Origin of the sequence: Alistipes indistinctus YIT 12060, assembly GCF_025144995.1 — a bacterium.
Classification (GTDB): domain Bacteria; phylum Bacteroidota; class Bacteroidia; order Bacteroidales; family Rikenellaceae; genus Alistipes_A; species Alistipes_A indistinctus.
Genome location: NZ_CP102250.1, coordinates 2,797,899 through 2,822,332, shown reverse-complemented (window position 1 = coordinate 2,822,332; position 24,434 = coordinate 2,797,899). Strand labels below are relative to the sequence as shown.

Here is a 24,434-nt window from a genome sequence, read left to right as displayed (position 1 = left end):
ACATGCACAAACGGGACCAAAACCGGACTTCAAGGCTTGCCAGCACGATATTCGGCATCGTGCTGGCAGCCCTTTCCCTGTCGTCATGCGAGAGCATCTACGAGGACCTCGCACCTTGTTCTCATGGGGTGTCCCTGCGATTCGTCTACGACTACAACATGGAGTACGCCAACGCCTTCCCCCAAAAAGTAGATTGCCTGACGCTCCTGATTTACGACAGCGGAGGAAATTACGTCGGTATGCGCACCGTGACGGGTCCGGAATTGCAGGACGAAACGTATCGTATGCAGTTGGACCTCGAACCGGGGAGATACCGCTTCATTGCCTACGGCGGAATGGCCTGCGACGAACGTTCGTTCGCATTCGTACAGCCGGCACCGGGCAAAGGCGTGAAACTGGAAGAGACGACAGTAATAATGGATGCCGACCTGACAACTTCCGTACGCGAAAAGCTAAGGTTGCACGACCTGTTCTGGGGAAGCCTAACGCTCGAAACGGCCGACCTGTACAACGAAGGGACGGTGGAAATGATGAAGAACACGAATAACATCCGCATCGTACTCCAACAAATGAACGGCGAACCGGTAAAAGACAAAGATTTCGACTTCAGTATCACGGACGACAACACGCTGTTCGCTGCCTCAAACAACGACCTGCTTCCGAACGGAACGGTTACCTATACGCCCTGGGCGCAGGGACAAGCCTCGACAGGCATAACGGACGACGGACAGGAGGTCATCGTTGCGTACGCCGAGTTCTCGACCTCGCGGCTCATGGTCAAAAACAGTCCTAAACTGATCATCCGCCGCGCCTCTGACGGGAACGCCGTCATAAACATCCCGTTGAACAACTACCTGTTGCTACTCAAAAGCGAGCTCTACGAACAGATGAAACCTCAGGAATTCCTCGACCGCGAAAGCGAATGGTCACTGTTTTTCTTTCTCGACGAAAATGGTGCATGGATAAAAACCTATATCAAGATCAACGACTGGACGATCCGGGTCAACAATATGGATATGTAAGATGACACGGCATGCACATCATGTCATAGCATGGTTTGCGATCCTGCTTATTGCAGGATGCGGACGGACATCGGACGAAGAACCGATTCCGGGGGATTCTGTTCTGACCAACTTCAGTATCAGCGTCTCCCTGTTCGACATCTCCTCCCCCGTAACGCGTGCCTCCGGAAATTATACGGCGGCGGCAAACGACAGGGAGAAGATGCGGACGCTACGCATTATCGTCGTACGTCCCAATGGCAAGGTCGAGCACAACCGTTTCCTGAATCTCAAAGCTGCGGTCGAGTTATACCAGGATGAAAATTTCAGGGTGACGGCAAATGAAACCAAACGGATATACTTAATCGCCAACGAAGGCCTGACAACGGTCAAGAACGGATTGTCCGAAGATGCCGTTTCCCCGCGATTGCCGGACTTCGATTTCAATGCCATCACGGAAGGCTCGCTCTTCCCTGCGGAAGATGTGGCCGCTCTGACCATCGGCCTGACCGGGGGATCGGAAGAGTTGGACGGCCCGCTGCCCATGAGCGAATGCCACCGGGTATGGGTCCCCGCAGAAAACAGTTCATGCAATCTATTCATCACACGGGCTGCCGTAAAGTTCTCGGTCCTAATCACGAACGAAAGCGGACGGGCGCTGACACTCGCGGGCCTCGCCATCGACAAGATGCTCCGGCAGGAGTATTACCTTCCGAAAAACGCGCAGTATGAGATACGCGAAGGCAATGTCCGCGAAATTACCGTGTACGACGTGCCCTCGACAGGGGATAACAACGGATATTACACTTTTAAACGGACCTATGGCAACGGTGTAACGCTGATGGCCGGCGAGGAGAAAAATTTGGACCCGATCTACCTGCTGGAAGGCAAATATTCAGATCATACGGCCGGTACCGGCGAGAACGGCGTTCCGCTCAACTATTCGATGAACATATCGCTGGCCGAAGTCGGCGGAGAGCCGCAAAAGAACGAATATCTCACGAACCTGCCTCAACTGCCGCGCAACACGCATGTGGTGGTTCATGCTATCATCCGGGGCAACAGCGAAATAAGCTGGACCGTCGATGTCGTGCCTTACGGACAAGCGATTCTCGAGCCGATTTTCGGATTATAACGACAAACAAGACAAAGCAGGAAAAAGGATTTGTAACGGAAAACAGCGGACACAATATGAAACGCAAGATAGTATATGGCCTTTTATGTATGTTGCTCGTTGGTATTACCGCCTGTACAAAGGACGATCTACCATACAACGGAGAGCTGGGCGAAGGGGAAAGCAACATAAGCGCTATCGTAGAATTCAGGCCACTGACCGTCAGTGCGCTCGGACGAACCCGAACGGCGGGCGATGCGATAAAAAATATCGAAAACCTGTGCGTGCTATTGTACGATATGGACGGAAAACTCGTTAAAAAATATGCGCTTACAGACTTTACGGACTATACCGTGACCGACGAAAAGCGGGAAGGATCCGCCACGGAACAGAAAACGCAGCACGCCACGTTTCAACTGAAGGTTCCTTACGGGCGTTACTATATTTATACCGTGGCCAATATGGGCGATCTCGCTTCTTATTCCGACAAAATCGGAACAGTCGCGGGACTGAAGAACATACCTCTTAACTGGAATAGCACCGTTACGGCAAACAACCAGATGTTCGGACATTTCAACAAGCCGAACACCCAAAGCAACGAAGCCCCCTTACTGACCGTCAACCAAAAGGAGATGGCGCTACATGCCTGGATACGCCGCGCAGCATCAAAAGTGACGGTCGCCTATGACGGCTCCCTTCTCGAAGAAGGCGTATTCGTTTACATCAAGTCCGTCCAAATCAAAGACATTCCATCGACCTGCCTGTTGGGAAGCAAAAATACGGTTATGGAAAAGAGTGGACTCATCAAGGAGGGGGAAACGATAACGTACGGTCCGGCGGGAGCAGCTTTCGATGAAAATTGGACGGCACGTATCACGAAAGGGCACCCGTATTATCCGTATGACGAAAAAACAAATTCATCCAGCAGCGAAGCCCATTCGGAAATCGCACAAGCGCTTTTTTTCTACGAAAACATGCAGGGAGAGGGACAAGACAAAGCGCAGAACAAAGACCTGGAATACATAGAAAAGGATAACATGCCTTACGGCACCTATATCGAGGTGCAAGGGTATTACCGCTCCGTCAACGCGGAACGGGTGGGAACCGGCCCTATCGTATACCGGTTCATGCTGGGTAAAAACACCTCGACAAACTACGACGCGGAACGCAACTATCATTATAAACTGACGCTGAAGTTCAACCGGTTCGCCAACGACGCGGACTGGCATATAGAATACGAGGAGGAAAACCCGGACATTCTGGTTCCCGAGCCTTATTACATCTCCTACCTCTATAACCATGCCATGACGCTGCCCCTGAAAATAAATGCCGAAGAACATGAACTCATGAGTCTGAAAGCCGTGATCGATTCGAATGCGTGGGCGCCATACAACGCTATTGTGAACGGATTCGATTATCAGCGGCAATTAGATCCGGAGGTAACCCCAGGCGCCCCTGTAAACCCGTGGAACGGCTTTCTCTCTCTAAGAAAGACGCAAGAGACCGTCATCCCGTCCAATACCACGAACGAGGCATATTACAACGAACACAACCGGGGAAACCGGACCTATTATGAAAACGGCGCGTTGGTCGATCCGAATAGCGAAACAGACGGCACTTTCACGATGTCACGGAAAGGAGATACGTATGTTTTTAACCTGCCGATGTACACCCGCGCCAAGCAAATGATCATAACGACAGGATATACAGGTAACAATCCGTACGTAGCCTATCAACGCAAAGCCCGCGTACGGTTCACTGCAGTATTGAGAAACACCTCGACGAATGAAACGCGCACCATAGAGAAAAAGTCAACAATCCTACAAGTCAGACGTGTAGTGAACCCCAAGGGTATCTGGCGCAAGCACGACAACACTCTACCGTTCCATGTCGTGTTGAAGCGTCTACCGTATGAATCGGCCACATGTTTTCAAACCTTCACATCCGAAGGCTTATGGAAAGCCTATGTCATCCGAGGGGACAGGTCACTTGTCGATCTCGGAGCAGATACCGTACGCGGTAGCACGGGTACCCCAATCGATTTCACCATCAGATTCAACGGAACCTGCAACGAAAACGAATCCCGTTGCGCGATCATCCGAGTGGACTATCACAACTACAGTTGCCAACACCTGATTTTCGTACGGCAGGGGGAGGCCCCCATGGCCCTGACCGAAAACGGCAGGAAATGGCATGCTTGCAACATGCGCACCAGCACACAAGAGACGGATTGTCCACTGGAAGAAGGCTCTCAGTTCAAATTTCGTAACTGGGAGCAACCCATCGATGCGACAAGTAACGTGAATGACACACCGGTATGGATCAATGTAAGTCCGGACGATTTCCTCGACCACTCCACCACTCCATTCAAAATCGCAGGGACGAATGACACGAAGTTGTGGAGCGAAATAACGTCATACATCAGTGGAAGTTTTACCGATCCCACAGTAAACGGGAAAAAAATTTCCGTAGCCACCTATGATGACTTTCAGGCCCTTCAGAACAACAAGAATATCGAACAAGGCTTCGGCGTGATGTACGGCAACGATGCTACAGAAACGCTCTCAGAGATCGACGCTGTGTACGGACACAGGTATGATCGGCATGGAGACGGAAACTCGACCGGTTCGGGATACGGCATGCGCGGGATATTCGTATACAACAGTTCAGAAACATCGCAATACGGAGGGCGCAGTTTATTCTTTCCTATCGGAACATCGGGATACGGACGGCGTCAAAACGCCAATGGCGGAAAAACAGCCGTACTTAAGTATTCCAATACTCCCTTCAAGATCGAGGATAACCGTCCCCTTTTTTACGACCTTTACATGCGTCCGGGAGCCATCTACTGGTTAAAAGAAAAGGGAGGTCCGAAAGCAGACATCGTAGGTTGGGACTTCAACTATTTCACATTAGATTTCAATGGGATACAAGCTTCCAACATACTGCATGACATCGGCTCGGACGCCTGCTTCATCCGTTGTGTGGAATAGCGACGGGAGGCATTCCGTTGCTTCCGGTGCTCCTTCTCGGCATGAGGTGAAACGACAATCCCACGAGGTATGTTTTCCGCCTAAACGTAAGACCAAACTGGTCGTAATCAAATGCCCCTACATAAGGGGCATTTGATTACGACCATATTTCCGGATTGACCAGGAGCGGCAACGAAGATCAATGCTCCTTGCTGCTCAGTTCGCGCAGACGAATCGCAGTGATGACTTTTTTGGTATGGAGCGGAAAATCGCCGTTCATCATCCACGAATAGTAGCTCGGCTCGGTCCGGAACACCTCGGCTACCGAGCGTCCCTTGTGCTTACCGAAACTGAACACTTCCACGCCTTTGTCGTCATAGACGATACGGCCAGCAAAATCGACATTCTGCGACCTGGAAGAGAACTCGGCCAGGAAATCGACATCGTTCTGCAACTCTTCGTAGCGCTCCAACTGCGAAAGCAACACTTCATAAGTAGCCAGCGTATCGGCTTCGGCCGAATGCGCCTCTGTGAGGTCCTTACCGCAATAGAACTTGTAGGCAGCCACGAGCGTGCGCTGCTCCATGCGATGGAAGATATTCTGTACGTCGATAAAACGGCTTTTGTCCAGATCGATATCCACGCCCGCGCGGAGAAACTCCTCGACCAGCACCGGGATATCGAACTTATTGGAGTTATAGCCCCCGAAATCGCACCCCTCGATATAACTCCACAATGATTTGGAGACTTCTCGGAAAGTCGGGCAATCGGCCACATCCTTGTCGTAAATACCGTGAATAGCCGAGGCCGCCTCGGGAATGTGCATTTCGGGATTGAGGCGGCGCGTTTTCACCTCCCGAGTCCCGTCGGGCATTATTTTGGCCAACGAAATCTCGACGATCCGGTCTTTGGCCGGATCGACTCCGGTAGTTTCCAAATCGAGGAAAACAATCGGCTTTGTCAGGTTCAGCTTCATGCGCTATGCGTTAATCATCATCGGCATCAGCAGCATCAGCGTATCGTTGCTCGGCTGCTGGTCGTAAACCGGTTTGAAAACGCCCGCACGGGTCGAATCGGCCAACTCGACAAGCACCGTGGTGGTCTCGATGTTCGACAATATCTCGATCAGGAAGGTCGATTTGAACCCGATCACGATATCCTCACCCTCGTAATCGCAGGGCAGCGACTCCTGGGCCGAAACCGAAAAATCAAGGTCCTGGGCCGTCAGGTTGATCGTCCCCTTCGAGATATCGAGTTTAATCAGGTTGGTCGACTGGTTCGAGCAGACCGCTACACGGCGGATCGCATTGAGCAGTTCGAGGCGGTCGACGAACACTTTGTTGGGGTTATTGGCCGGGATCACCGCGTTGTAATTGGGATAATTGCCCTCGATCAGGCGGCAGATCAGCACCTGGTTCTTCAGGCGGAACAGCACATTCTTATCATCGAATTCGACCGTGATCTCGCCATCCTCTTTGGGCAGCAGTCCGCGCAGCAGGTTGGCAGGTTTCTTCGGCAGGATGAACGAAGCGGTCGCTTCGGCTGCCGTTTCGGACGCATATTTCACCAGTTTGTGCGCATCGGTCGCCACGAAAGTTACCGACTGCGGTTCGAGATTGATATAAACGCCGTTCATCACCGGACGCAGTTCGTCATCGGCCGTGGCGAAAATCGTTTTGTTGATCCCTACCATCAGCGTATCGACATCCAACGCAAGGCTCTGTTTGGTTTCGGCGTTCAACTCGGGCAGGTTCGGATAACTCAGCCCCGAAGTGCCGGGGAGCGTCAGCTTGCCACTCTTCCAGCTTACGACGATCTCCCAGGTGGATTCGTTCGCCTCGATAGTCAACGGCTGTTCGGAAAACTCTTTGAGCGAATCGAGCATCAGCTTCACCGGTACGGCGATCAGCCCTTCACGCTCCACGTTTTCGACCGCGAGCGTTCCCACCAAAGTGGTCTCGAGGTCGGAAGCGGTGATTTTCAGCACGCCCTCTTTCAGGTCGAAAAGAAAATAATCCAGAATGGGCAGCGTATTCTTGCTGCTGATTACCTTATTGGTCGTCTGGAGCAGGCCCAGCAAGGCCGATGAAGATACTACGAATTTCATATTTTCTATTGATTATGTTATTGCTTAACTGAATATTCCGGCCACATCACCATCCGGTCCCGGCCTCGTTCAAAGGTAAATCAATTTTTCAAATTTGCGAAAGCTTTTCCAAAGACATTGCAATCATCTTATCAACAAACGGACGGTAATCGGGCTCCATGCCGAGCGCGACGCGCTGGGCTATCACCGTACAGATGGTCGTCGCCTCGTGCCCCAGCAACCGCGACAATCCCGCCAAGGCCGAGCCTTCCATTTCGAAATTGGTAAAACGGTGCCCCTGGTACTCGAACCTTTCGATCTTCCCGTTCAGTTCCGGATCGGCCGGCCGGAGGCGCAGGTAGCGCCCCTGGGGAGCATAAAATCCCGGGGCGGAGATCGTCATGCCTTCGACGGTCGTGTCGGCAAAAAGTTTTGCCAGCATTTCAGAACAACGGATGAAATAGGGCGCTGTCAGCAGGCGTCCCCATCCCGTGTGTTCCATGAAAGCCTGTTCGATTTCCAGTTCGCAGATTTCATTGCGGCCGTGGTAATAATTCAAGAGTCCGTCGAAACCGACCGAAATACGGGAAAGAATCAAATCCCCGATCCGAAGATCGGGCGTGATCGAACCGCAGGTGCCCAGACGCACCAACGTCAGAGAAGTCTTCTCCTCCTTCACGGTACGCGTCCCGAAGTCGATATTGAACAACGCGTCGATTTCATTGACGACGATGTCGATATTATCGGTACCGATCCCGGTCGAAACGACGCTCATCCGTTTGCCTTTATAGGTCCCGGTGACGGTTGTGAACTCCCGGTTGGCCGCTTCGGCCTCAATCCGCTCGAAATGGGACGAAACCTGGCGCACACGGCCCGGGTCGCCCACCAGGATGATGGTCGTCGCCAACTGGCCCGGACGCAGGTGCAGATGAAAGATCGAGCCGTCGCTGTTGATTATCAGCTCGGAGGGGGCTATTTGTCTCATGTATGGGGATATTTTCATTTTGTTTATTGATATAAAAGTAATTAATTTACGCGAAATTTCATACGGTATGACACTGATTAAATCCATTTCCGGTATTCGCGGAACCATCGGCGGAGCGGCCGGCGACAACCTCACCCCGCTGGATCTCGTAAAATTCACATCGGCTTATGCCGAATGGCTCAAAGGAGAGCATCCGGGACGCCGGCTGAAGGTCGTAATCGGCCGCGATGCGCGCCTCTCGGGCGAAATGGCCGCCGCGATCGTCGAAGGTACGCTCTGCGGCTGCGGGGTGGATGTCATCAATATCGGACTGGCCACCACCCCCACGGTCGAACTGGCCGTTACCGGCAAGCAGGCCGACGGCGGCATTATTCTTACCGCCAGCCACAACCCGAAACAATGGAATGCGCTCAAACTGCTCAATTCGCACGGCGAATTCCTCAACGATGCGGAAGGGAAAAAAGTATTGGCACTGGCCCAAGCAGGCGTATCGGCCTATCCGGAAATCGACCGGATCGGTCGCGTCATCGAACGCAGCAGCTACAACGACGAACACATCCGCGGTGCGCTGGCACTCAAGCTGGCTGACCTCGATGCGGTACGCAAAGCCAAATTCAAGGTGGTAGTCGATGCGGTAAACTCCGTTGGCGGCGTAGTGATTCCGAAACTGCTGCGCGAGATGGGCGTCGAAGTAGTCGAGCTGAACTGCACGCCCGACGGTAATTTCGCCCACAATCCCGAACCGATCCCGGAAAACCTGACCGAAATTTCGGCACGCGTTCCGGCCGAAAAAGCCGATCTGGGCATCATCGTCGATCCCGACGTCGACCGGCTGGCGCTTGTGTGCGAAGACGGGACGATGTTCGGAGAAGAATACACGCTGGTGGCGGTGGCCGACTATGTCCTGACACACACCAAAGGAGCGACGGTTTCGAACCTCAGCTCGTCACGCGCCCTGAAGGACGTAACCGAGAAGCACGGTTGCAAATATGCGGCGGCGGCAGTCGGCGAAGTAAACGTAGTAACCAAAATGAAAGAGGTCGCCGCCGTGATCGGCGGCGAGGGCAACGGTGGGGTGATCTATCCCGAACTGCATTACGGACGCGACGCACTGGTAGGTGTGGTACTCTTCCTGACGCTGCTGGCCAAAAGCGGCCTGAAGGCTTCCCAACTGCGGGCCACCTATCCCGCATACCACATTTCAAAGAACAAGATCGAACTGACGCCCGATATCGACGTAGACAAGGTTCTGGCACAGATGAAGGCGAAATATGCCGGAGAACAGGTAACCGACATCGACGGCGTGAAAATCGATTTCCCCGCCGAATGGGTGCACCTGCGCAAATCGAATACCGAACCGATTATCCGCATTTACAGCGAAAGCCGCGACAAGGCGGCAGCCGATGCACTCGCCGAAAAGATCATCGGCGAAATCCGTGCAATCGTGGCCAAGTAACAAACCTCCCGTCACAAATTCAACGAAGGCTTCCCTGCCCAGCAGGAGAAGCCTTCGTTTTAACCAAAACAATTAATTATATATAAATCCGACTGTGAAGCAGAATCAAACCTGCAAAGTGGAGTTTGCTGTAATGTTATACCATTATCGTACCAAAGTCGCCAATTTACTCAGAACAAGCATCCACCGGACATTCTGTCCGGACTAAGTGTCCAAGAATCGAACAACGGGTGTCCATTTTTAAGACACTTCGCCGCCAACCCTACGATACATACGCCCGCATAGCACACCGGCCATGTCGCCCCGCCCGGGACAAGCCGGTTTGGCAATCCGGCGGCAAATCGCTATCTTACGCACATAAACCAAACCGTCACGCCATGTCCGCCGAAAACGCCGTACAACAATACATCCGTGAAAACGGACAGCGCTTCGTCGAGGAGCTCTCCGAACTGCTGCGCATCCCGTCGATCAGCGCCGAAAGTGCGCATGCCCCCGATATGCTCCGCTGCGCGGAGTGGCTGTGCGATGCACTGCTTCGCTCGGGAGCCGACCGGGCCGAAGTGATGTCCACCGACGGCAATCCGGTCGTCTATGCCGAAAAAACGGCCGACCCGGCAGCCCCGACCGTACTCGTATACGGTCACTACGATGTCATGCCCGTCGATCCTGCCGGTGAATGGACGAACGGCCCGTTCGATCCGGTCATCCGGGAAGGGCGTATCTGGGCCCGTGGAGCGAACGACGATAAAGGGCAATCCTACATGCACCTCAAGGCGATGGAGGCGATGCTCGCCACCGGCACGCTCCCGTGCAACCTCAAATTCATGCTCGAAGGCGAAGAGGAGATCGGTTCGGCCAGCCTTGGAAAATGGTGTACCGAACACCAGGAACTGCTCAAGGCAGATGTGATCCTCGTCTCGGACACGAGCCTGCTGGGGTGGAAAACCCCGTCGATCACCTGCGGCCTGCGCGGACTGTGTTATATGGAAATCGAGGTGACCGGACCGAACAAAGAGCTGCATTCGGGACTGTACGGCGGGGCCGTGGCCAATCCGGCCAATGTGCTGGCCAGGCTGATCGCCGCACTGACCGACGAAGAGGGCCGCATCACGATCCCGCACTTTTACGATACCGTGCGCGAACTGACACCCGCCGAGCGTGAAGCCTTCGGCAAAGCGCCTTTCTGTGAAGCGGCCTACCGCAAAGGACTGGGCATCCGCTCAACCCAGGGCGAGACAGGTTACACGACGATGGAACGCACAGGAATCCGCCCGTCGCTCGACGTCAACGGTATCTGGAGCGGCTACACCGGCGAAGGGACCAAAACGGTCATCCCGTCGAAAGCCTGCGCGAAAATCTCGATGCGACTGGTGCCCGACCAGGATTACCGGCAAATCGCCCGGCTGTTCGAAGAGTACATGCAGGCGCTCGCACCTGCGGGCGTAAGCGTAAATGTACGGGCCTTGCACGGGGGATACCCCTACCTCACCCCTACCGACCTGCCTGCCTACCGGGCAGCAGCCGCAGCCGTCGAGGAGACTTTCGGCAAAGAGCCGCTGCCCTATTATTCAGGCGGCAGCATCCCGATCATCAGCACATTTGAAAAAGTATTGGGCCTTAAATCGGTACTGCTCGGCTTCGGCCTTGACCAAGATGCGATCCATTCTCCCAATGAGAGCTATGCCCTCGAAAATTTCTACCGGGGCATCGATACGATCGCCCGCTTTCACCGTCATTTCGCCGCAATCCTGAAAAGCCATGCCTAAGCCACTCACCCCGGAAGAGGAAGAACTGATCCGAGAACACACCGCACCGGATCCGGAACAGAAAAAATCGACCGTCGTCAAAAATATGCTGCTTTTTGCGCTGATTTTTATCCTGATGGTTTTCTTCGGCTACCTGATGGTTTATTGGGGCACGAAATTGGGAAATTAAGGGCTCCCGAAGCCTTCCGAACAATCTTCCGCGCCTTACAAGCCAGTTCCCGGAGCAATGCCGGAAACGGAACCACAACAAAACACAGAAAAACCGCCGCAACGATAGCCGGGCGCAGACGCGATGATCACATCATCCGGCCGAACGTACGGCGGCCCAGAGCATGCCGCAGGATGATGCTGCCGCGGTAGATGTTCCCGGCAGCCGACCCCGTCCGGTCGCGCTGGATCGCACGGCGTTTGGCGCGAAGCATGCCGAGGATCTTGTAAAAATCCATGTGCGAACGGAACACCACCTTGAAAAAATCCCGCCTGCCCTGCATCAGAAAAACGAATGCGGACATCCCGTCGAGCACCATCCTCGTAAAGAGCAGCGGCCATAACGTACGCTTCGACAGGTTTTTATAGAGCATCGACAGGTTGTTGCGGTAATTGAGGTAAAGCTTGCGCGGACTGTTATTGGGCAATGTCCCGCCGCCGAGGTGGAATACCCGGCTGCGGGGCTCGACCATGATCCGGTAACCGGCCAGCTGCGCGCGCCAGCAAAAGTCGATCTCTTCCATATGCGCGAAGAAATCGCCGTCGAAACCGCCCAGCTTCCGGAAAACATCGGCCCGCACCATCATGCAGGCGCCCGAGGCCCAAAACACGTCGCGGGAAGTATCGTACTGTCCGTCGTCCTGCTCGATCGTATCGAGGATACGCCCGCGGCAGAACGGATAACCGAATGCATCGAGAAATCCGCCGCTGGCTCCCGCATACTCGAAATAGCCGGGGCGGTCGTACGAAAGGATTTTCGGGGCGAGGGCCGCAATCCGTTCATCGGAAGCCATCAGTTCCGCCAGCGGACCGAGCCATCCCTCTTCCACTTCGACATCGGAGTTCAGCAGTACGTAACAGTCGGCCGCGACCTGCTCCAACGCCCGGTTATACCCTTCGGCATAGCCGTAATTCTTATCGAGCAGCAGCAACTCCACCTGTGGATAGTGCTTGCGCAGGAACGCCGCCGAATCGTCGTCCGATCCGTTGTCGGCCACCACGACCGAAGCTCCGGTACTGTGCGACACGACAGAGGGCAGGAAACGCTCGAGGTGGGCGCGTCCGTTCCAGTTCAGGATGACGATCTTAATTTCCATAAGATGAGGTGCAAGTTGATCGAAAAGTTAACTGTGCAGGCCTTGTGTGCGGCATTGCCAAATATGCCAAATGCTATCGGGTGTTATATCAGATCCCCTTGGTGGATATCTTTTGTCCGGCAGTAAGTTTTTTCTCTGCAGCGGCTTTCCTTACGGATTCGCGGTGACGAGCCACGCTCTCGCGCGAATGTTTCCACCGCTTGTGCGACCACATCCACAATTCGGGAGACTCCCGGATCATCATCTCGAGCTTGTCGATATAGCGCCGTGTCAATTCATACTCTTCAAGGTGCTCCTTACCGTCATAGATCAGCTGCAGCTCAGCATCATAACAATGCGGTGCACACTTGCGGATATACATGAAATAGACCGGCATCCCGAAACGCGTGGAGATTTTTTCCAGACCCGAGAAAAACGGTGTATCCTGGTTCAGAAACCGGAACCAATGCTTGATCTCCTCCACCGGCGGCGTCTGGTCGGCGATCATCGCAACAATGACCGGACGTTCTCCCGGACGATGCCCCCGGATCACCTCGCGCAAAGTATCGTTCATCGCCACGGGCTGCGTCCCGAAACGCGAACGGGCCTCGTGATAAAATCGGTCGAAAACCCGGTTGTGCAACGGACGATAAACGGCCAATACGTTATGATCGGTATGACAGACATAATTGATGGTCAGCTCCCAGGAACCGAAATGAGACATGGCGGAGATCCAGCTGCGTCCGGACATGGCGGCCTCGACTTCCTCCACATTGGAGTAGACCATGCGTTCACAGATGCGCTTGCGGCTGATCGATGCCAACAGAATCGTATCGACAAATACTTCGGAAAGGTGATGGTAAAACTTGCGTTCGATTTCCCGGCGCTCAGCCTCGCTCTTCTCCGGGAAGGAATGGGCCAGGTTGGTACGCACGACCTGCCGGCGGTAACGCACAAGCCGGTATAGGATCAAGCGGATCAATCCCCCGAGACAAAAGTACAGCACGCGTTCGGGCAACAGCCCTACCGCACGGCAACTCCACCACAGCAGGCGGTATTGTACTTTTTGCCAAGAGTTAAGTTTCATCAAACCCGTTGCTTAAATTCCTCGTAAATATACGGATTCGAGACGATAATCTCGCGTCCGAACAGAAAATTATCTCCGCCGGAGTAGTCGGTCACCCGTGCGCCGGCCTGCATGGCAATCAAGGCACCCCCTGCCACGTCCCACGGCGAGAGCTTCAGATGGGTGAACGCATCGAAGCGCCCGCAGGCCGTATAAACGATATCGGCCGCCGCCGATCCGAGCCGGCGTACGCCATTGGTATGCAACTGGTAATAGACCATTTTATCGATAAAACCGTCCTCATTCCCCAATGCCGAATAGGGAAATCCGATCCCGATCAGCGCATTTTCCATCCTGTCGGTTTTCGACACGGTTATCTCGCGGCCGTTCAGATAGGCCGCTGATCCCTTCCACGCATAAAACATCTCGCGCAAATTGACTTCATAAACCACTCCGACGACCAGTTCATCGTCCTCCAACAAACCGATGCTGACGCAATAGGGCGCCAGACCGTGAATAAAATTGGTCGTACCGTCCAGCGGATCGACAATCCACCGCAGGGATGCATCTTCCGATGCTTCGATCGTGCCCTCCTCGGTAATATAACCCGCTTCGGGGGTCAACTCCCTGAGGCGCGAAACGATCATCATCTCGGTCTGTTTATCCACATAAGAGACCATATTCTGCGTCCCTTTGAACTCGACATCGGCAAATGTGAACGTCTCCCGCTGCCGGGTAATGTACTCTCCGGCCTCGCGGGCAATCTCGCATACCGACATGCAAAGCGCTTTATAATCCATTTTCCAGGTATAGTTTAATCTTTTGGGTACCCGTGCGGGTCTGCAACCATTTCTCGATACGGCCGCGTTCATCCGCCGTCAGCTTCCGGTCGTTTTGGAGCAGGCAGACCACAATGGTATCGGCTACGGCTCCTTCCGCCGTGTAAGTCATTTCGCGGGAAACAAAAGCCCGGGTCGTACCGGGCAGCAATGCTGCGATCTCACGGCTCATCTCACGGGCAGGCAACGAATCGTTCTTCAGTGTAGAAACCCGTTGCAGAAGTTCGTCGATACGCCGGTTCTTCTCCGACAGCAGGTCGCGGTAGCCCGACGAAAGCATCGAGAGATCGTCCGTACCGCGCTCGCCCGCCTGGTGCACGATCAATTCGGTGCCGAGCAGCCCATAACCGGACATTTGCAGCCGGGCGTTGTCGATCGCATCCTCCGATACAGGTTCGCCGACCAGTACCACATCGATATAACTGCTGCCGTCGGCACGCAGCATACGGCTGTAATCGACCACCTGCGCCTGCGGGAACTTCATCACCGTGGCGACATAACGGTCGGCATTAGCTTCGAAAACGCTGCGCTTGACAATGCGATAACCGATTACCACACTGGGGATCAACGTGACCAACACGATCAGCACCATCGAACGGCGTACCTTCCGTTCCTTTTTGGAGTCGAGGAAACTATGCTTCTCGTATTTGAGGAAACGAACCACCATGTAGGTAGCGATCGCAATGAAGACGGTATTGATAAAAAAGAGGTAGAACGCCCCGATAAAGTACTTGAACTGGAGCGTGGCCAGTCCGAACCCGGCCGTACAGAGCGGCGGCATCAAGGCCGTTGCGATCGCAACGCCCGGGATGACCGTCGAGGTACGGTCCTTGCGCGACTGGGCTACGATCCCGGCCAAACCGCCGAACAGCGCGATCAATACGTCGTACGTAGTCGGCACCGTGCGGGCCAGCAGTTCGCTTTGCGCATTACTCAGCGGTGAAATCACAAAATAAAAAGTCGATGTAGCGATACTGACCAGCACCATGAACCCGAAGTTGCGCAGCGAGCGCTTCATCAGTTCGAAATCGTTGATTCCGACCGAGAGCCCGATCCCCATAATCGGTCCCATCAACGGCGAGATCAACATCGCGCCGATAATCACGGCGGTCGAATTGACGTTCAGTCCCAACGATGCGATGAAGGTCGCAAACACCAATACCCACAGGTTCGTTCCTTTAAACTCGATCCCTTTGCGAATATTTTCGATCACTTCGCTCTCGGATGCCTTGTCCTCGCTCAAATCAAAGCGACCGCGCACGAAGCGGCGGAAGCCGCGCCACGAGGGAGAGGACGTGGGGTTGGCCTCAGCCCCGCTTCCTCCTGAATTTCCGGTCGTATTTTTTTCTTCTGTCGCCGTCATTGCTGCTTTCGTGTTCCATAATAAATCGTGTCAACACGGTCAATCCTCCTGTAAACCGTTCTCCTCCGCATCGTCTACCGCACCATTATCGGCATCCTCCCGTTTCGCTTTGCGGGGTTTGCCTCCGAGGACGATTACAATCTCCCCTTTCACCTCCCGGGCAGAAAAGTGAACGATCAGTTCCCGCAACGTGCCACGAACATTCTCTTCGAACTTTTTGGTCAGCTCCCGCGAAACGGAAGCTTCGCGGTCCGGGCCGAACAACTCGGCAAACTGGGCCAGCGTTTTGACCAAACGGTAGGGAGATTCATAAAAAATCATCGTCCGCTCCTCATCGGCGAGTTGCTGCAACCGCCGCGAACGCCCCTTTTTCGGGGGCAGGAAACCTTCGAAACAGAACCGGTCGCAGGGGAAACCGCTGTTGACCAGCGCCGGGACAAAAGCCGTCGCACCGGGAAGAGTTTCCACTTCGATGCCATGTTCGAGACAGGTGCGCACCAACAGGAACCCGGGATCGGAAATTCCCGGTGTCCCCGCATCCGACACCAACGCCACCGTCTCTCCGGCGGCAATCGTCGCAGCAACGGATTCGACCGCTGCATGTTCGTTGAATTTGTGATGGCTCCAGAGCTTCTTGTCCAACCCCAAATGCTTCAGCAACACCTGCGTAGTGCGGGTATCTTCGGCCAACACGATATCGGCCGACGATAACACTTTGATCGCCCGCAAGGTAATGTCGTCGAGATTGCCGATCGGCGTAGGCACCAGAAAAAGCTTGCCCATCAGCGGTCGAGTTTACGTTCAAGCAGTTCCACCAGCAGCGTTGCACCGTCACAGTCGGGATTCCACTCGAAATTTTCCTGAATATAGATCATCGCATCGTCAAGCTCCGTAAAGGCGTCCAATTCATCAATCACCCGCTCGTACTCTTCCGCTTTACCGCCGAACAGGTCGCGAATCAGTAAAAAGCGGTCGTTGATACCGATGCTGTGCCTCAAATCCGTGATCTGGCTCGCCCGCAGGCGGGATGCGACATCCGTGTGAGCGGCCTTTTTACCGATCACTTCGTTGACAGCCGCCGTCTGGTTGGCGAGGGTTTCTCCGAGCACCTTTTTGTGCGGGATTTCGACATGCGGAACGCTTTCGCCCCCAAGCACGACAGAACCGACCGTTTCGATCACCGGATCTGGTACCGGAACGGATTCCGGGGCGGCGGCGTCCGGTTGCAACGGGAATTGCGGCACGGATGATTGCGGCTCATCGGTCCGGTATTGGGAAGGAACCTGGGTAACGGTTTTGCGAGGAGAAGAGTCATCGCCGTAAAGCGACAAGATCACCCGCTTGTCCACCCGGGTCCGCACGAGCGGCTCATCGCTGAAGAGCTTTTGTTCGACGCTATGCTCTTCGACCGTCATGGAAACCTCGATATTTCCTGCTTCGGCCTCTCCCGAAACAGATTCAGGTTCTTCCGGCTGCGGAACAAACTCGCCTTGTTCCGCCTCGGGCTCTGAAACCGGTTGAGCATCCTCAGTCCTATCTAACACTTCCGGGTGTGGAAACCTATCCGTCACAGCAGACATTTCGGATGCGATTTTCCCATCTACGCCAGGGAGGGGTTCATTCGCTTCAACAATCGGTACAGATGACTCAGACGGTCCGGCTGCTCCACCAACCGCAGCACCGACACGATCTGCCGCTTGCGGTGCCGTCTGCTTCCCGGCAGGGCTTTCGCAAACTTCAACGCCACCGGAAAACATCACCTTTTCATAAATATGCCGGAGCTTATCCAATATAATTTGCCGCTCAATTTCAGCTACCCGATCCTGTTCCTTCCAACTCCGGGCGATGCGGCCGATGCCGTCGAGTTCCGCCAGCAACTTATCCAAATCCATCCTTGTATCCTAAGTTAATTAATTTTTTTCAAAGTTAATCTTTCTAAAGATTAATGCAAATAGCCTTATACTGCTTGGCCGCAAAAAAGGTTTAGGCACATTTCCATGCGTTTTTGTGCGAATTTCATGTCCAAACAGAGTAAAAAGCGGATTAAAGTTGCATATTTAGCTATTTCATTTGTATATTTGTATAATTTATAGCGCATAGCGTTTCCTAGGTTCATAGAAGAGTTTATTTCACATGATTTATGCAATATTAGCGATTAGTCAGAATGAATTCGATCAATACCTCCTGCCGTATCGGCGTATTTTATGACGGGAATTTCCTGTTGCACGCCTCCAACTACTATAACTATATCCACCCCGAAAGGCGAAGGCTGAGCCTGAATGGCCTGCACCGGTTCATCCGGCACCGTGTAGCCGAAGAGGCGGGCTGTGAAACGGTCAAATGCCAGATTTCGGTCGCACATTATTTCCGGGGGCGCCTCAATGCTTCTGAAGCAGCTATGCGAGGCAACCAACTGTACAACGACCGCGTATTCGACGACATCCTGATGTCCGAAGGAGTCAATACCCACTACCTGCCGCTGCGCAATGTACAGGGCCGCAGGGAAGAACGCGGGGTGGATGTCTGGCTGGCGCTCGAAGCTTATGAACTCGTGCTGAGCGGGACGATCGACATCATCGTACTGATCGTTTCGGATACCGATTACACGCCGCTGATGCGTAAAATCAGGGCTGCCGGCATACCCATCATGCTGCTGAGCTGGGAGTTCGAATACCTCACCGACGACGGGATCAAAATGGTGACCAAAACTTCGCACGAATTGCTCTCGCTGGCCACCTACCCTATTGCGATGCACGAGGAGATTGAGCGGGGGCTGGAACAAAACAACCCGGTGGTCCGCAACTTGTTCGTCTGCAACGAAGGGTGTCCCCCGGAGACGGAACACACGGTAGAAGTAAGCGAAATCCTCAGCCTTAAAAGCGGTTTCGGTTTCATCAAATACCCCAACAACAACCTCTTTTTCCATTGCCAGGACGTCGAGGGCAATTTCGCCGACCTGGCCGTAGGCGATCCGGTGGAATTCATTATCGAAAAGAACCAGCAAAAGCAGGATGTGGCCAAACATGTCCGCAAATTACCGGTTCCTTCGCCCGAAGAGGATCCCGAAACGGATATGTAATCGTCGGCAAAACGTTAATCCCCAGAACCCGACAAGCAAGAAAGATAAAACAGGAAAAACGACCGCACCGTTTCGGACCGGCCGACGCAGTTTCCCTTTAAAAAATTCCCAACGACAGGTATACTAAAAGCCGGGATTTCAATCCCGGCTTTTCAGTTATCTTACACTGGTTAATTATCGTACACCAAATTATTGCACACTCGGTATGCCCGGCAAATATTGCCAGAACAGATTCCAGCGAGCCGGTCAGGCCCCATAGCCGGAAGGCGGACAAAATTACTCGTGGTGGTACGGTTCGTTGTTCAGGATGGTAAAAGCCCTGTAAAGCTGCTCCGCAAACAACACGCGGATCATCTGGTGTGAAAAGGTCATCGCTGACAGTGAAATCTTCGCATCGGCGCGGGCATATACCTCTTTGGAAAAGCCATAAGGTCCGCCGATCACGAAGCAGAGCCGTTTCAGGCCGCTGTTCATCCGTTTCTGCACCCAGGCGGAGAAATCGACTGACCGCATCTGTTCGCCGCGCTCGTCCAACAACACGACCCCGTCTCCGTCGCCGAAACGGCGCAACAGCGCCTCGCCCTCCTGCCTCTTCTGGCTTTCAGCCGAGACCGTTTTGCGGTTCTTCGGATCAGGCAGGACGATCAAGGTAACTTTGGCGTAATAATTCAGTCGTTTGAGGTAGTCTGCCAGTAACGCCTCGATTTGCGGCGAGTCGGTTTTGCCGACGACAATCAGGTCGATGTTCATCAGCGGCGGGCATTCTTGGGATTCTTCCTGACCACGGAGTTCTCGTTCAGGAAACGCTGTACATCCTCGGCTCCGGGGAATGAGAAATCACTGTTCCACTCACCCTGCACATCACGGTAGGTAACCGGATGCAGCGTATCCGCCCCCTTAAGCCACTGGTAAGCCTTGTAGAAGTTGTAGCCGTTGCCGCTTTCGCCCCCCATCGACAGCGCGATCAGCGACGTATAATTTTTAGAACGTCCGCGCATATATGCGACCCGGTCGATGAAATCGGGCAGGAAACGCGGATCGTTGGCCACGGCACCGCCCACATTACGGTCGTCCTTGCGGTAACCGCTGTTGATATTGGCCTGGTCGATCACATAAATGCCGATCTTGTCGCAAAGCTCGTAGAACCAGCGCGGTTGCGGATAGGATACGCAAACCGTATTGTATTTCTGCTGTTTGAGGCTGCGAAGCTCACTTGCCGTGGCAGCCTCATCGGCCGCGGCATTGTAAGCGGCGATATTCAACTCCGCCTTACGTCCGTTAATCACCAGCACGCCGTCTTCCAGTTCGGTAATGTTAAATCCGAACTTGAAAGGGATATACTCGGTAATACGCCCGTCGCGCCGGACATAGAGCATCATACGGTACAGGTTCGGCGCTTGCGGCGACCACATTTTCTTTACACTCGGATAAATGTACTCTTTGAAGCGGAGCGTGTCGTATCCTTCGGGTTCCACCTCGGTTTCGAGCATATTGTAGGTTAACAACTTGCCTTCCGGCGAATAAATATCGTAACCGAAAGTGATCTTCTCCGCACTGCGGTAGCTGTTGGACATGATGGCCGTGATCCAAACGATGCCGTTGACGCGGGCCGAATCGAGTTTGGCCCGGACGACGAAATCCTCGATCCTCAGTTTCGGCTGCGAATAGATATAAATATTGCCGAGGGTACCGGCAACCAGCGGCGGAATCGACGTTTCCATCCAGCTCCCCTGTGAGAAACCGTACACTTCGATCGCAATCGAATTGATCCCGTCCGTTACGGCATCCGAAATATTATACTCGGCCGGCGTGCGGCTGTCATTACTGTAACCGACACGCTGTCCGTTGATATATAAGGCATAAGCGCTTCCAACCCCTTCGATGTGAATATACATATCGCGGTCGAGCCACAAATAAGGCACATCGAATGCCGCCCGGTATTGCACCAGCGGATTTTCTGCGGGCAACTGCGGGGGTACCAACCCGGCAAGCGGAGAGATTCCGGCGGCTTTGGCTGCATTGGGCAGGTCGGTTTCATCCCACCCGGCAATCGAAAACCGAGGCTGATAAAAACCCGCTTCACCTCCCTGGGCGGTGGTCGAATAATTCACACGCCATTTCCCGGCCAACGGCAGGTAGTGCGGGGCATCGTTCATATCGTCCTTTTCAGCCAGTTCCCGGGACGAATAGCTGATAAACTCCTGCCGCGGAGCAGCTTTTCCTTCAGAGGCATGCGACGGATCCGCCCAGGATGGCAACGCCGAAACCGGAACAGGCGATACCGGAGCGATGTCGTTAACAGTCATTTGGGCAACCAACGGGGAAACCGGCAGCAAGGTACAGGCAAGCAAAGTATAGCTGAGGATATGTTTCATGCGAACGTATGCGATTTGGATCGTACAAAAATCCATTTTTTTTATCAATTTAACAAATGAATCTCCCAAGGACGAACGCCCCTACCGAAATATTTCCTTTCTTTGTAGGTATTGACAAGTATCTACGGACAATTAAAAACAAAGCAAATGAAAAAGCTGCCGCTACTGGTTTTGGGAGTCTCGTTGCTGCTCCAACCCGGTTTTGCACAGGAACAAATCCCGGGTGGAGAGTCCCTGCCTTTTTCCGGCCTGACCGTACGAGAAGCCCGCAGGGTAAATGCCCGGCTACAAAATATCTATCAAAAAGCGGTGAAAGAAGCCCAGGAAATCACGCCGGGTAAAATGTCCGACCGCCTGTGGAGCGTCGATGATCCGTGGGTGGACCGCAGAGGAGACTCCCTCGTACTGGTGGTAGCCGCCATCCAGACGAAAGACCTGCCGAAATGGACGGGCAAAGCCGCCAAACAGGCGCCTGCATCACGTGACGAAGCGATCTGGGTCAGCCTCTCTCCCGAGTTGGGCATGGTGATGCACAACCAACCGTTGCTCGATTCGCTCTCGGCCGCAATGCGCATTAAGCAAATATTAGGATTACCGCCGCAGGCTGATTACGGATACATCGTCCAGTTCTGGGTGCCAGTCTCACAATTGGTGCGCCCGACACCGGATCCCGACGTGCACAACCATTTCTCGACGGTGAAATTTCCGCAACAGGTCGATCCCGGACACAAGCAATGGATCGAGCACCTGCGCAGTACGACTTACACTTCCGACCCGCCTTATCCATGGACGCAATTGGGTTACACCTACGACTGGGGCAACCCTTACTCTTCGGTCGGGGTCAGCGAATTCGTCATCAAACCCGGTGCGGCGATCCGCATCGAACAACTCGCTACCATCTGGCTTTGGTACACACAGCAAGTCGACTTGACGGCAGAGGACATACCGACAAACTAAGTTCTATTTTCACACATAACATCCCGAAGATTCCCGGCTTTGTGCAGGGGACATGCCGTTTTACAACCGAAAATAGTTAATCGAATAGAGTTGTCAAACCGACCCGGAAACAATGATTCGGGTCGGTTTTGTATTTTCCTAACCGTGTCGGCGAAGTTCAGACCGGACTCCGTCCGGATATTATCACGGCCCAGGACAGGACAGGACAGCATCTCCCTTCCGCGAGGCCCCACACTAATCGGGACAGCGTGTACTATAAATTACAGCTAAGGAAGATGGAAGCATCCTTTACAATCGAAATATAAAAACCCGCACGGATTCCGTGCGGGTTTTTCTTTGTCAGTTAGTTGACTTATCCGGCAAATACCCTATTTGGTAATGGATGCCGAATACGTGCTCCACCCTGTAGCCGCCTGATATGCTGCTACTGCCTCGGCAGACGGCACTTTGATAACCAGGTTACCGTTGCTCATTACGCCCAGCGTAGAAGGTACGGCGGGAGGAGTTGCGGTCTTCGAAGTAATGGAAGCAAGCGAGTTGCAACCGTCGAATACGTTGTCACCCAAAGTCGTTACCGCAGTCAGCGTGATCGAAGAGATGATCGTCTGCTGGAAAGCGCGGGCACCGATAGTCGTCACGGTTTTCGGCAGGTCGAATGCGCCGGCCAGTGCAAAATCACCATTGAATACGTCGTCACCCAAAGTCGTCAGGGCATTCACCGGCAACTTAACCGAAGTGAGGCTCGGGCAGGTCATAAACGCAGCATTACCGATTGAAGTTACGGCATTGTCGAGCTTGGTATCGTACTTTTCATTGTCTTTCCAACCGCTGAAAGCAAACGTTACTTCTTTCAGAGCAGGGCAACCCTCGAAAGCGTTGGCACCCAGAGTGGTCAAAGCACCCGGCAGTTCGATCGAAGCCAGCTTGGTACCCTGGAAAGCGTTGTCGCCGATCGTGGCAATTTTGTTCGGCATATCGACGGTCTTATCCTTGCCGTCAACCTTCACCTTCTCCGAATTCAGCGGGAACGTGAACGACGTCAGGCCCGAACCAGCGAATGCACCGGCTTCGATGCTGGTCACCTTGGTATTGATCGTCACGGTTTTCAGCGTACTGCACCCCTGGAAAGCGTTCATCGGAATCGATTCGGCCACAGCGTCAGTCAGGTCGACTTTGTTAACCGATCCGCCCACATAGGTACCCACGGCACCAACGGCCGTAGCATCAGCCAGTTTACCGGCCAGGTACAGGGTCTCATACTTGGTATTGTCGAAACCGGTCATAATGTCGTCAACGCTTTGGGTCGCGGTCGGCCAAATCATCATGGTTTTGGTACCGGCCTGTTTCACAGTAATGGTGATGTTGCCCGGACCGCCGTTGTTTTCGGAGATTACGATCGAACCGGTGCGGATCGTACCGAAATAATCGTTATCGATGGCAGCGACCGTGAAAGAAAGATTGTCAACGGCTTTCGACCCCTTGTCGTAAGTGATCCATTTGGCATCGGCCTCAGAAATTGATACCGTGTAACCGATAGTCCCGGCGTTGTTGTCCAGATTCAGCACAAAGGTTTCGCCTTCGGTCGGAAGGTAGATGGCCTTGCTGTCGGCATTCGTCACGTCGAAAGTGAGCTGATAACGCTGCTCGACCGTGTAGGTCAGCGTTTCGGAACCGGCGGTAATCGTAACGGTAGCCGAACGGGTCTTGTCTTTCGACTCGTTCTTCGCAGCAGTCACCGTCACCGAGCAGGTACCCACGGGGCCGCTGGCAGGTTCGAGCTTAACCCAGTCGCCACCGTCGCTGGTGGTAACGGCAGCCGTCCAGGTCACCGGAGAATAGAACGCGATCGTACGCGTACCGCCGTTGGAATTGATTGCATTGGCACCCGACGCGGCCTCAGCGGAGAACTGTGTCAGTGTGTCGGGATAGGGGTTTTCGTTGGGATCATCCTTACAGCCGGACAACACGGCTCCCACAGCAAAGAGTACACCCACCAATAGTAAAAATTTACTCTTCATAATTAATAAGTTTAGTTACCATCCAGCCACCAGACGGTAAGTTAATTTTAGATTAAAAAGTTTTCACAGCTGGA

The 24,434-nt window shown here is 53.7% G+C and carries 20 protein-coding genes; 8 read left to right on the top strand and 12 right to left on the bottom strand.

Annotated elements, in window-relative coordinates:
* Positions 1–2 precede the first annotated feature (2 nt).
* The 3 genes from NQ495_RS11620 to NQ495_RS11610 are packed head-to-tail and all read left to right on the top strand — an operon-like array spanning position 3 to position 5,108.
* Positions 3–1,022 carry a FimB/Mfa2 family fimbrial subunit gene (locus NQ495_RS11620; RefSeq protein WP_009135088.1) on the top strand — a complete coding sequence of 340 codons (1,020 nt, stop codon included), beginning with the start codon at positions 3–5 and terminating at the stop codon, positions 1,020–1,022.
* Between the two features lies 1 nt (position 1,023).
* Positions 1,024–2,136 carry a hypothetical protein gene (locus tag NQ495_RS11615; RefSeq protein WP_009135089.1) on the top strand — a complete coding sequence of 371 codons (1,113 nt, stop codon included), beginning with the start codon at positions 1,024–1,026 and terminating at the stop codon, positions 2,134–2,136.
* Positions 2,137–2,192: 56 nt separating this feature from the next.
* On the top strand, positions 2,193–5,108 hold the full coding sequence (locus NQ495_RS11610) for a DUF4906 domain-containing protein (protein ID WP_009135090.1): 2,916 nt from the start codon (positions 2,193–2,195) through the stop codon (positions 5,106–5,108).
* A gap of 178 nt (positions 5,109–5,286) precedes the next feature.
* Here the strand turns inward: NQ495_RS11610 and NQ495_RS11605 are convergent, their stop codons facing one another.
* The 3 genes from NQ495_RS11605 to NQ495_RS11595 form a co-directional block, all read right to left on the bottom strand.
* On the bottom strand, positions 5,287–6,063 hold the full coding sequence (locus NQ495_RS11605; protein ID WP_009135091.1) for a 3'-5' exonuclease: 777 nt from the start codon (positions 6,061–6,063) through the stop codon (positions 5,287–5,289).
* Between the two features lie 3 nt (positions 6,064–6,066).
* Positions 6,067–7,194, bottom strand: coding sequence for a DNA polymerase III subunit beta (gene dnaN, locus NQ495_RS11600; protein WP_009135092.1), 1,128 nt, complete (start codon positions 7,192–7,194; stop codon positions 6,067–6,069).
* An 88-nt stretch (positions 7,195–7,282) separates the two neighbouring features.
* Positions 7,283–8,158, bottom strand: a complete 876-nt coding sequence (locus NQ495_RS11595; protein ID WP_009135093.1) for a nucleoside phosphorylase — start codon at positions 8,156–8,158, stop codon at positions 7,283–7,285.
* Between the two features lie 67 nt (positions 8,159–8,225).
* Here NQ495_RS11595 and glmM point away from each other — a divergent pair, with 67 nt between their 5' ends.
* The 3 genes from glmM (at position 8,226) to NQ495_RS11580 (ending at position 11,549) form a co-directional block, all read left to right on the top strand.
* Positions 8,226–9,614, top strand: coding sequence for a phosphoglucosamine mutase (gene glmM, locus NQ495_RS11590; RefSeq protein ID WP_009135094.1), 1,389 nt, complete (start codon positions 8,226–8,228; stop codon positions 9,612–9,614).
* A gap of 377 nt (positions 9,615–9,991) precedes the next feature.
* Positions 9,992–11,380: a dipeptidase gene (locus tag NQ495_RS11585; RefSeq protein WP_009135095.1), complete on the top strand. Its 1,389-nt coding sequence runs from the start codon at positions 9,992–9,994 to the stop codon at positions 11,378–11,380.
* Positions 11,373–11,549, top strand: a complete 177-nt coding sequence (locus NQ495_RS11580) for a hypothetical protein (protein WP_009135096.1) — start codon at positions 11,373–11,375, stop codon at positions 11,547–11,549. The genes NQ495_RS11585 and NQ495_RS11580 overlap by 8 nt, the downstream gene beginning before the upstream one ends.
* A 127-nt stretch (positions 11,550–11,676) precedes the next feature.
* On the opposite strand, the gene NQ495_RS11575 is transcribed toward NQ495_RS11580, so the two are convergent.
* The 6 genes from NQ495_RS11575 to NQ495_RS11550 all read right to left on the bottom strand — a co-directional run bounded on the left by NQ495_RS11575 (position 11,677) and on the right by NQ495_RS11550 (position 17,823).
* Positions 11,677–12,684 carry a glycosyltransferase family 2 protein gene (locus tag NQ495_RS11575; RefSeq protein WP_009135097.1) on the bottom strand — a complete coding sequence of 336 codons (1,008 nt, stop codon included), beginning with the start codon at positions 12,682–12,684 and terminating at the stop codon, positions 11,677–11,679.
* Between the two features lie 88 nt (positions 12,685–12,772).
* Positions 12,773–13,750 (bottom strand): lysophospholipid acyltransferase family protein, encoded by a 978-nt coding sequence (locus tag NQ495_RS11570; RefSeq protein WP_009135098.1) that lies wholly within the window; start codon positions 13,748–13,750, stop codon positions 12,773–12,775.
* Entirely contained in the window at positions 13,750–14,529 is a 780-nt protein-coding gene (locus NQ495_RS11565; protein WP_009135099.1) for an inositol monophosphatase family protein, read from the bottom strand. The genes NQ495_RS11570 and NQ495_RS11565 overlap by 1 nt, the downstream gene beginning before the upstream one ends.
* Positions 14,519–15,931, bottom strand: coding sequence for a TIGR00341 family protein (locus NQ495_RS11560; protein WP_009135100.1), 1,413 nt, complete (start codon positions 15,929–15,931; stop codon positions 14,519–14,521). The genes NQ495_RS11565 and NQ495_RS11560 overlap by 11 nt, the downstream gene beginning before the upstream one ends.
* A 39-nt stretch (positions 15,932–15,970) precedes the next feature.
* Entirely contained in the window at positions 15,971–16,714 is a 744-nt protein-coding gene (rsmI, locus tag NQ495_RS11555) for a 16S rRNA (cytidine(1402)-2'-O)-methyltransferase (protein ID WP_009135101.1), read from the bottom strand.
* A complete protein-coding gene (locus NQ495_RS11550; protein ID WP_009135102.1) occupies positions 16,714–17,823 on the bottom strand; it encodes a hypothetical protein in 1,110 nt (369 codons plus the stop codon). The genes rsmI and NQ495_RS11550 overlap by 1 nt, the downstream gene beginning before the upstream one ends.
* Before the next feature lie 272 nt (positions 17,824–18,095).
* Between NQ495_RS11550 and NQ495_RS11545 the strand changes: the two genes are divergently transcribed.
* Entirely contained in the window at positions 18,096–19,010 is a 915-nt protein-coding gene (locus NQ495_RS11545) for an NYN domain-containing protein (protein WP_009135104.1), read from the top strand.
* A 276-nt stretch (positions 19,011–19,286) separates the two neighbouring features.
* On the opposite strand, the gene rlmH is transcribed toward NQ495_RS11545, so the two are convergent.
* Together rlmH and NQ495_RS11535 are read right to left on the bottom strand one after the other, a co-directional pair.
* Positions 19,287–19,760: a 23S rRNA (pseudouridine(1915)-N(3))-methyltransferase RlmH gene (rlmH, locus tag NQ495_RS11540; protein WP_009135105.1), complete on the bottom strand. Its 474-nt coding sequence runs from the start codon at positions 19,758–19,760 to the stop codon at positions 19,287–19,289.
* Complete coding sequence (locus tag NQ495_RS11535; RefSeq protein WP_232208927.1) at positions 19,760–21,385, bottom strand: glycoside hydrolase family 2 TIM barrel-domain containing protein; 1,626 nt, start codon at positions 21,383–21,385, stop codon at positions 19,760–19,762. Before NQ495_RS11535 ends, rlmH begins: the two co-directional genes overlap by 1 nt.
* Before the next feature lie 147 nt (positions 21,386–21,532).
* Between NQ495_RS11535 and NQ495_RS11530 the strand changes: the two genes are divergently transcribed.
* Positions 21,533–22,342, top strand: a complete 810-nt coding sequence (locus NQ495_RS11530; protein ID WP_009135107.1) for a hypothetical protein — start codon at positions 21,533–21,535, stop codon at positions 22,340–22,342.
* 368 nt (positions 22,343–22,710) lie between these two features.
* Here NQ495_RS11530 and NQ495_RS11525 read toward each other — a convergent pair whose 3' ends face one another.
* Positions 22,711–24,360 (bottom strand): leucine-rich repeat protein, encoded by a 1,650-nt coding sequence (locus tag NQ495_RS11525; RefSeq protein WP_009135108.1) that lies wholly within the window; start codon positions 24,358–24,360, stop codon positions 22,711–22,713.
* Positions 24,361–24,434 lie beyond the last annotated feature (74 nt).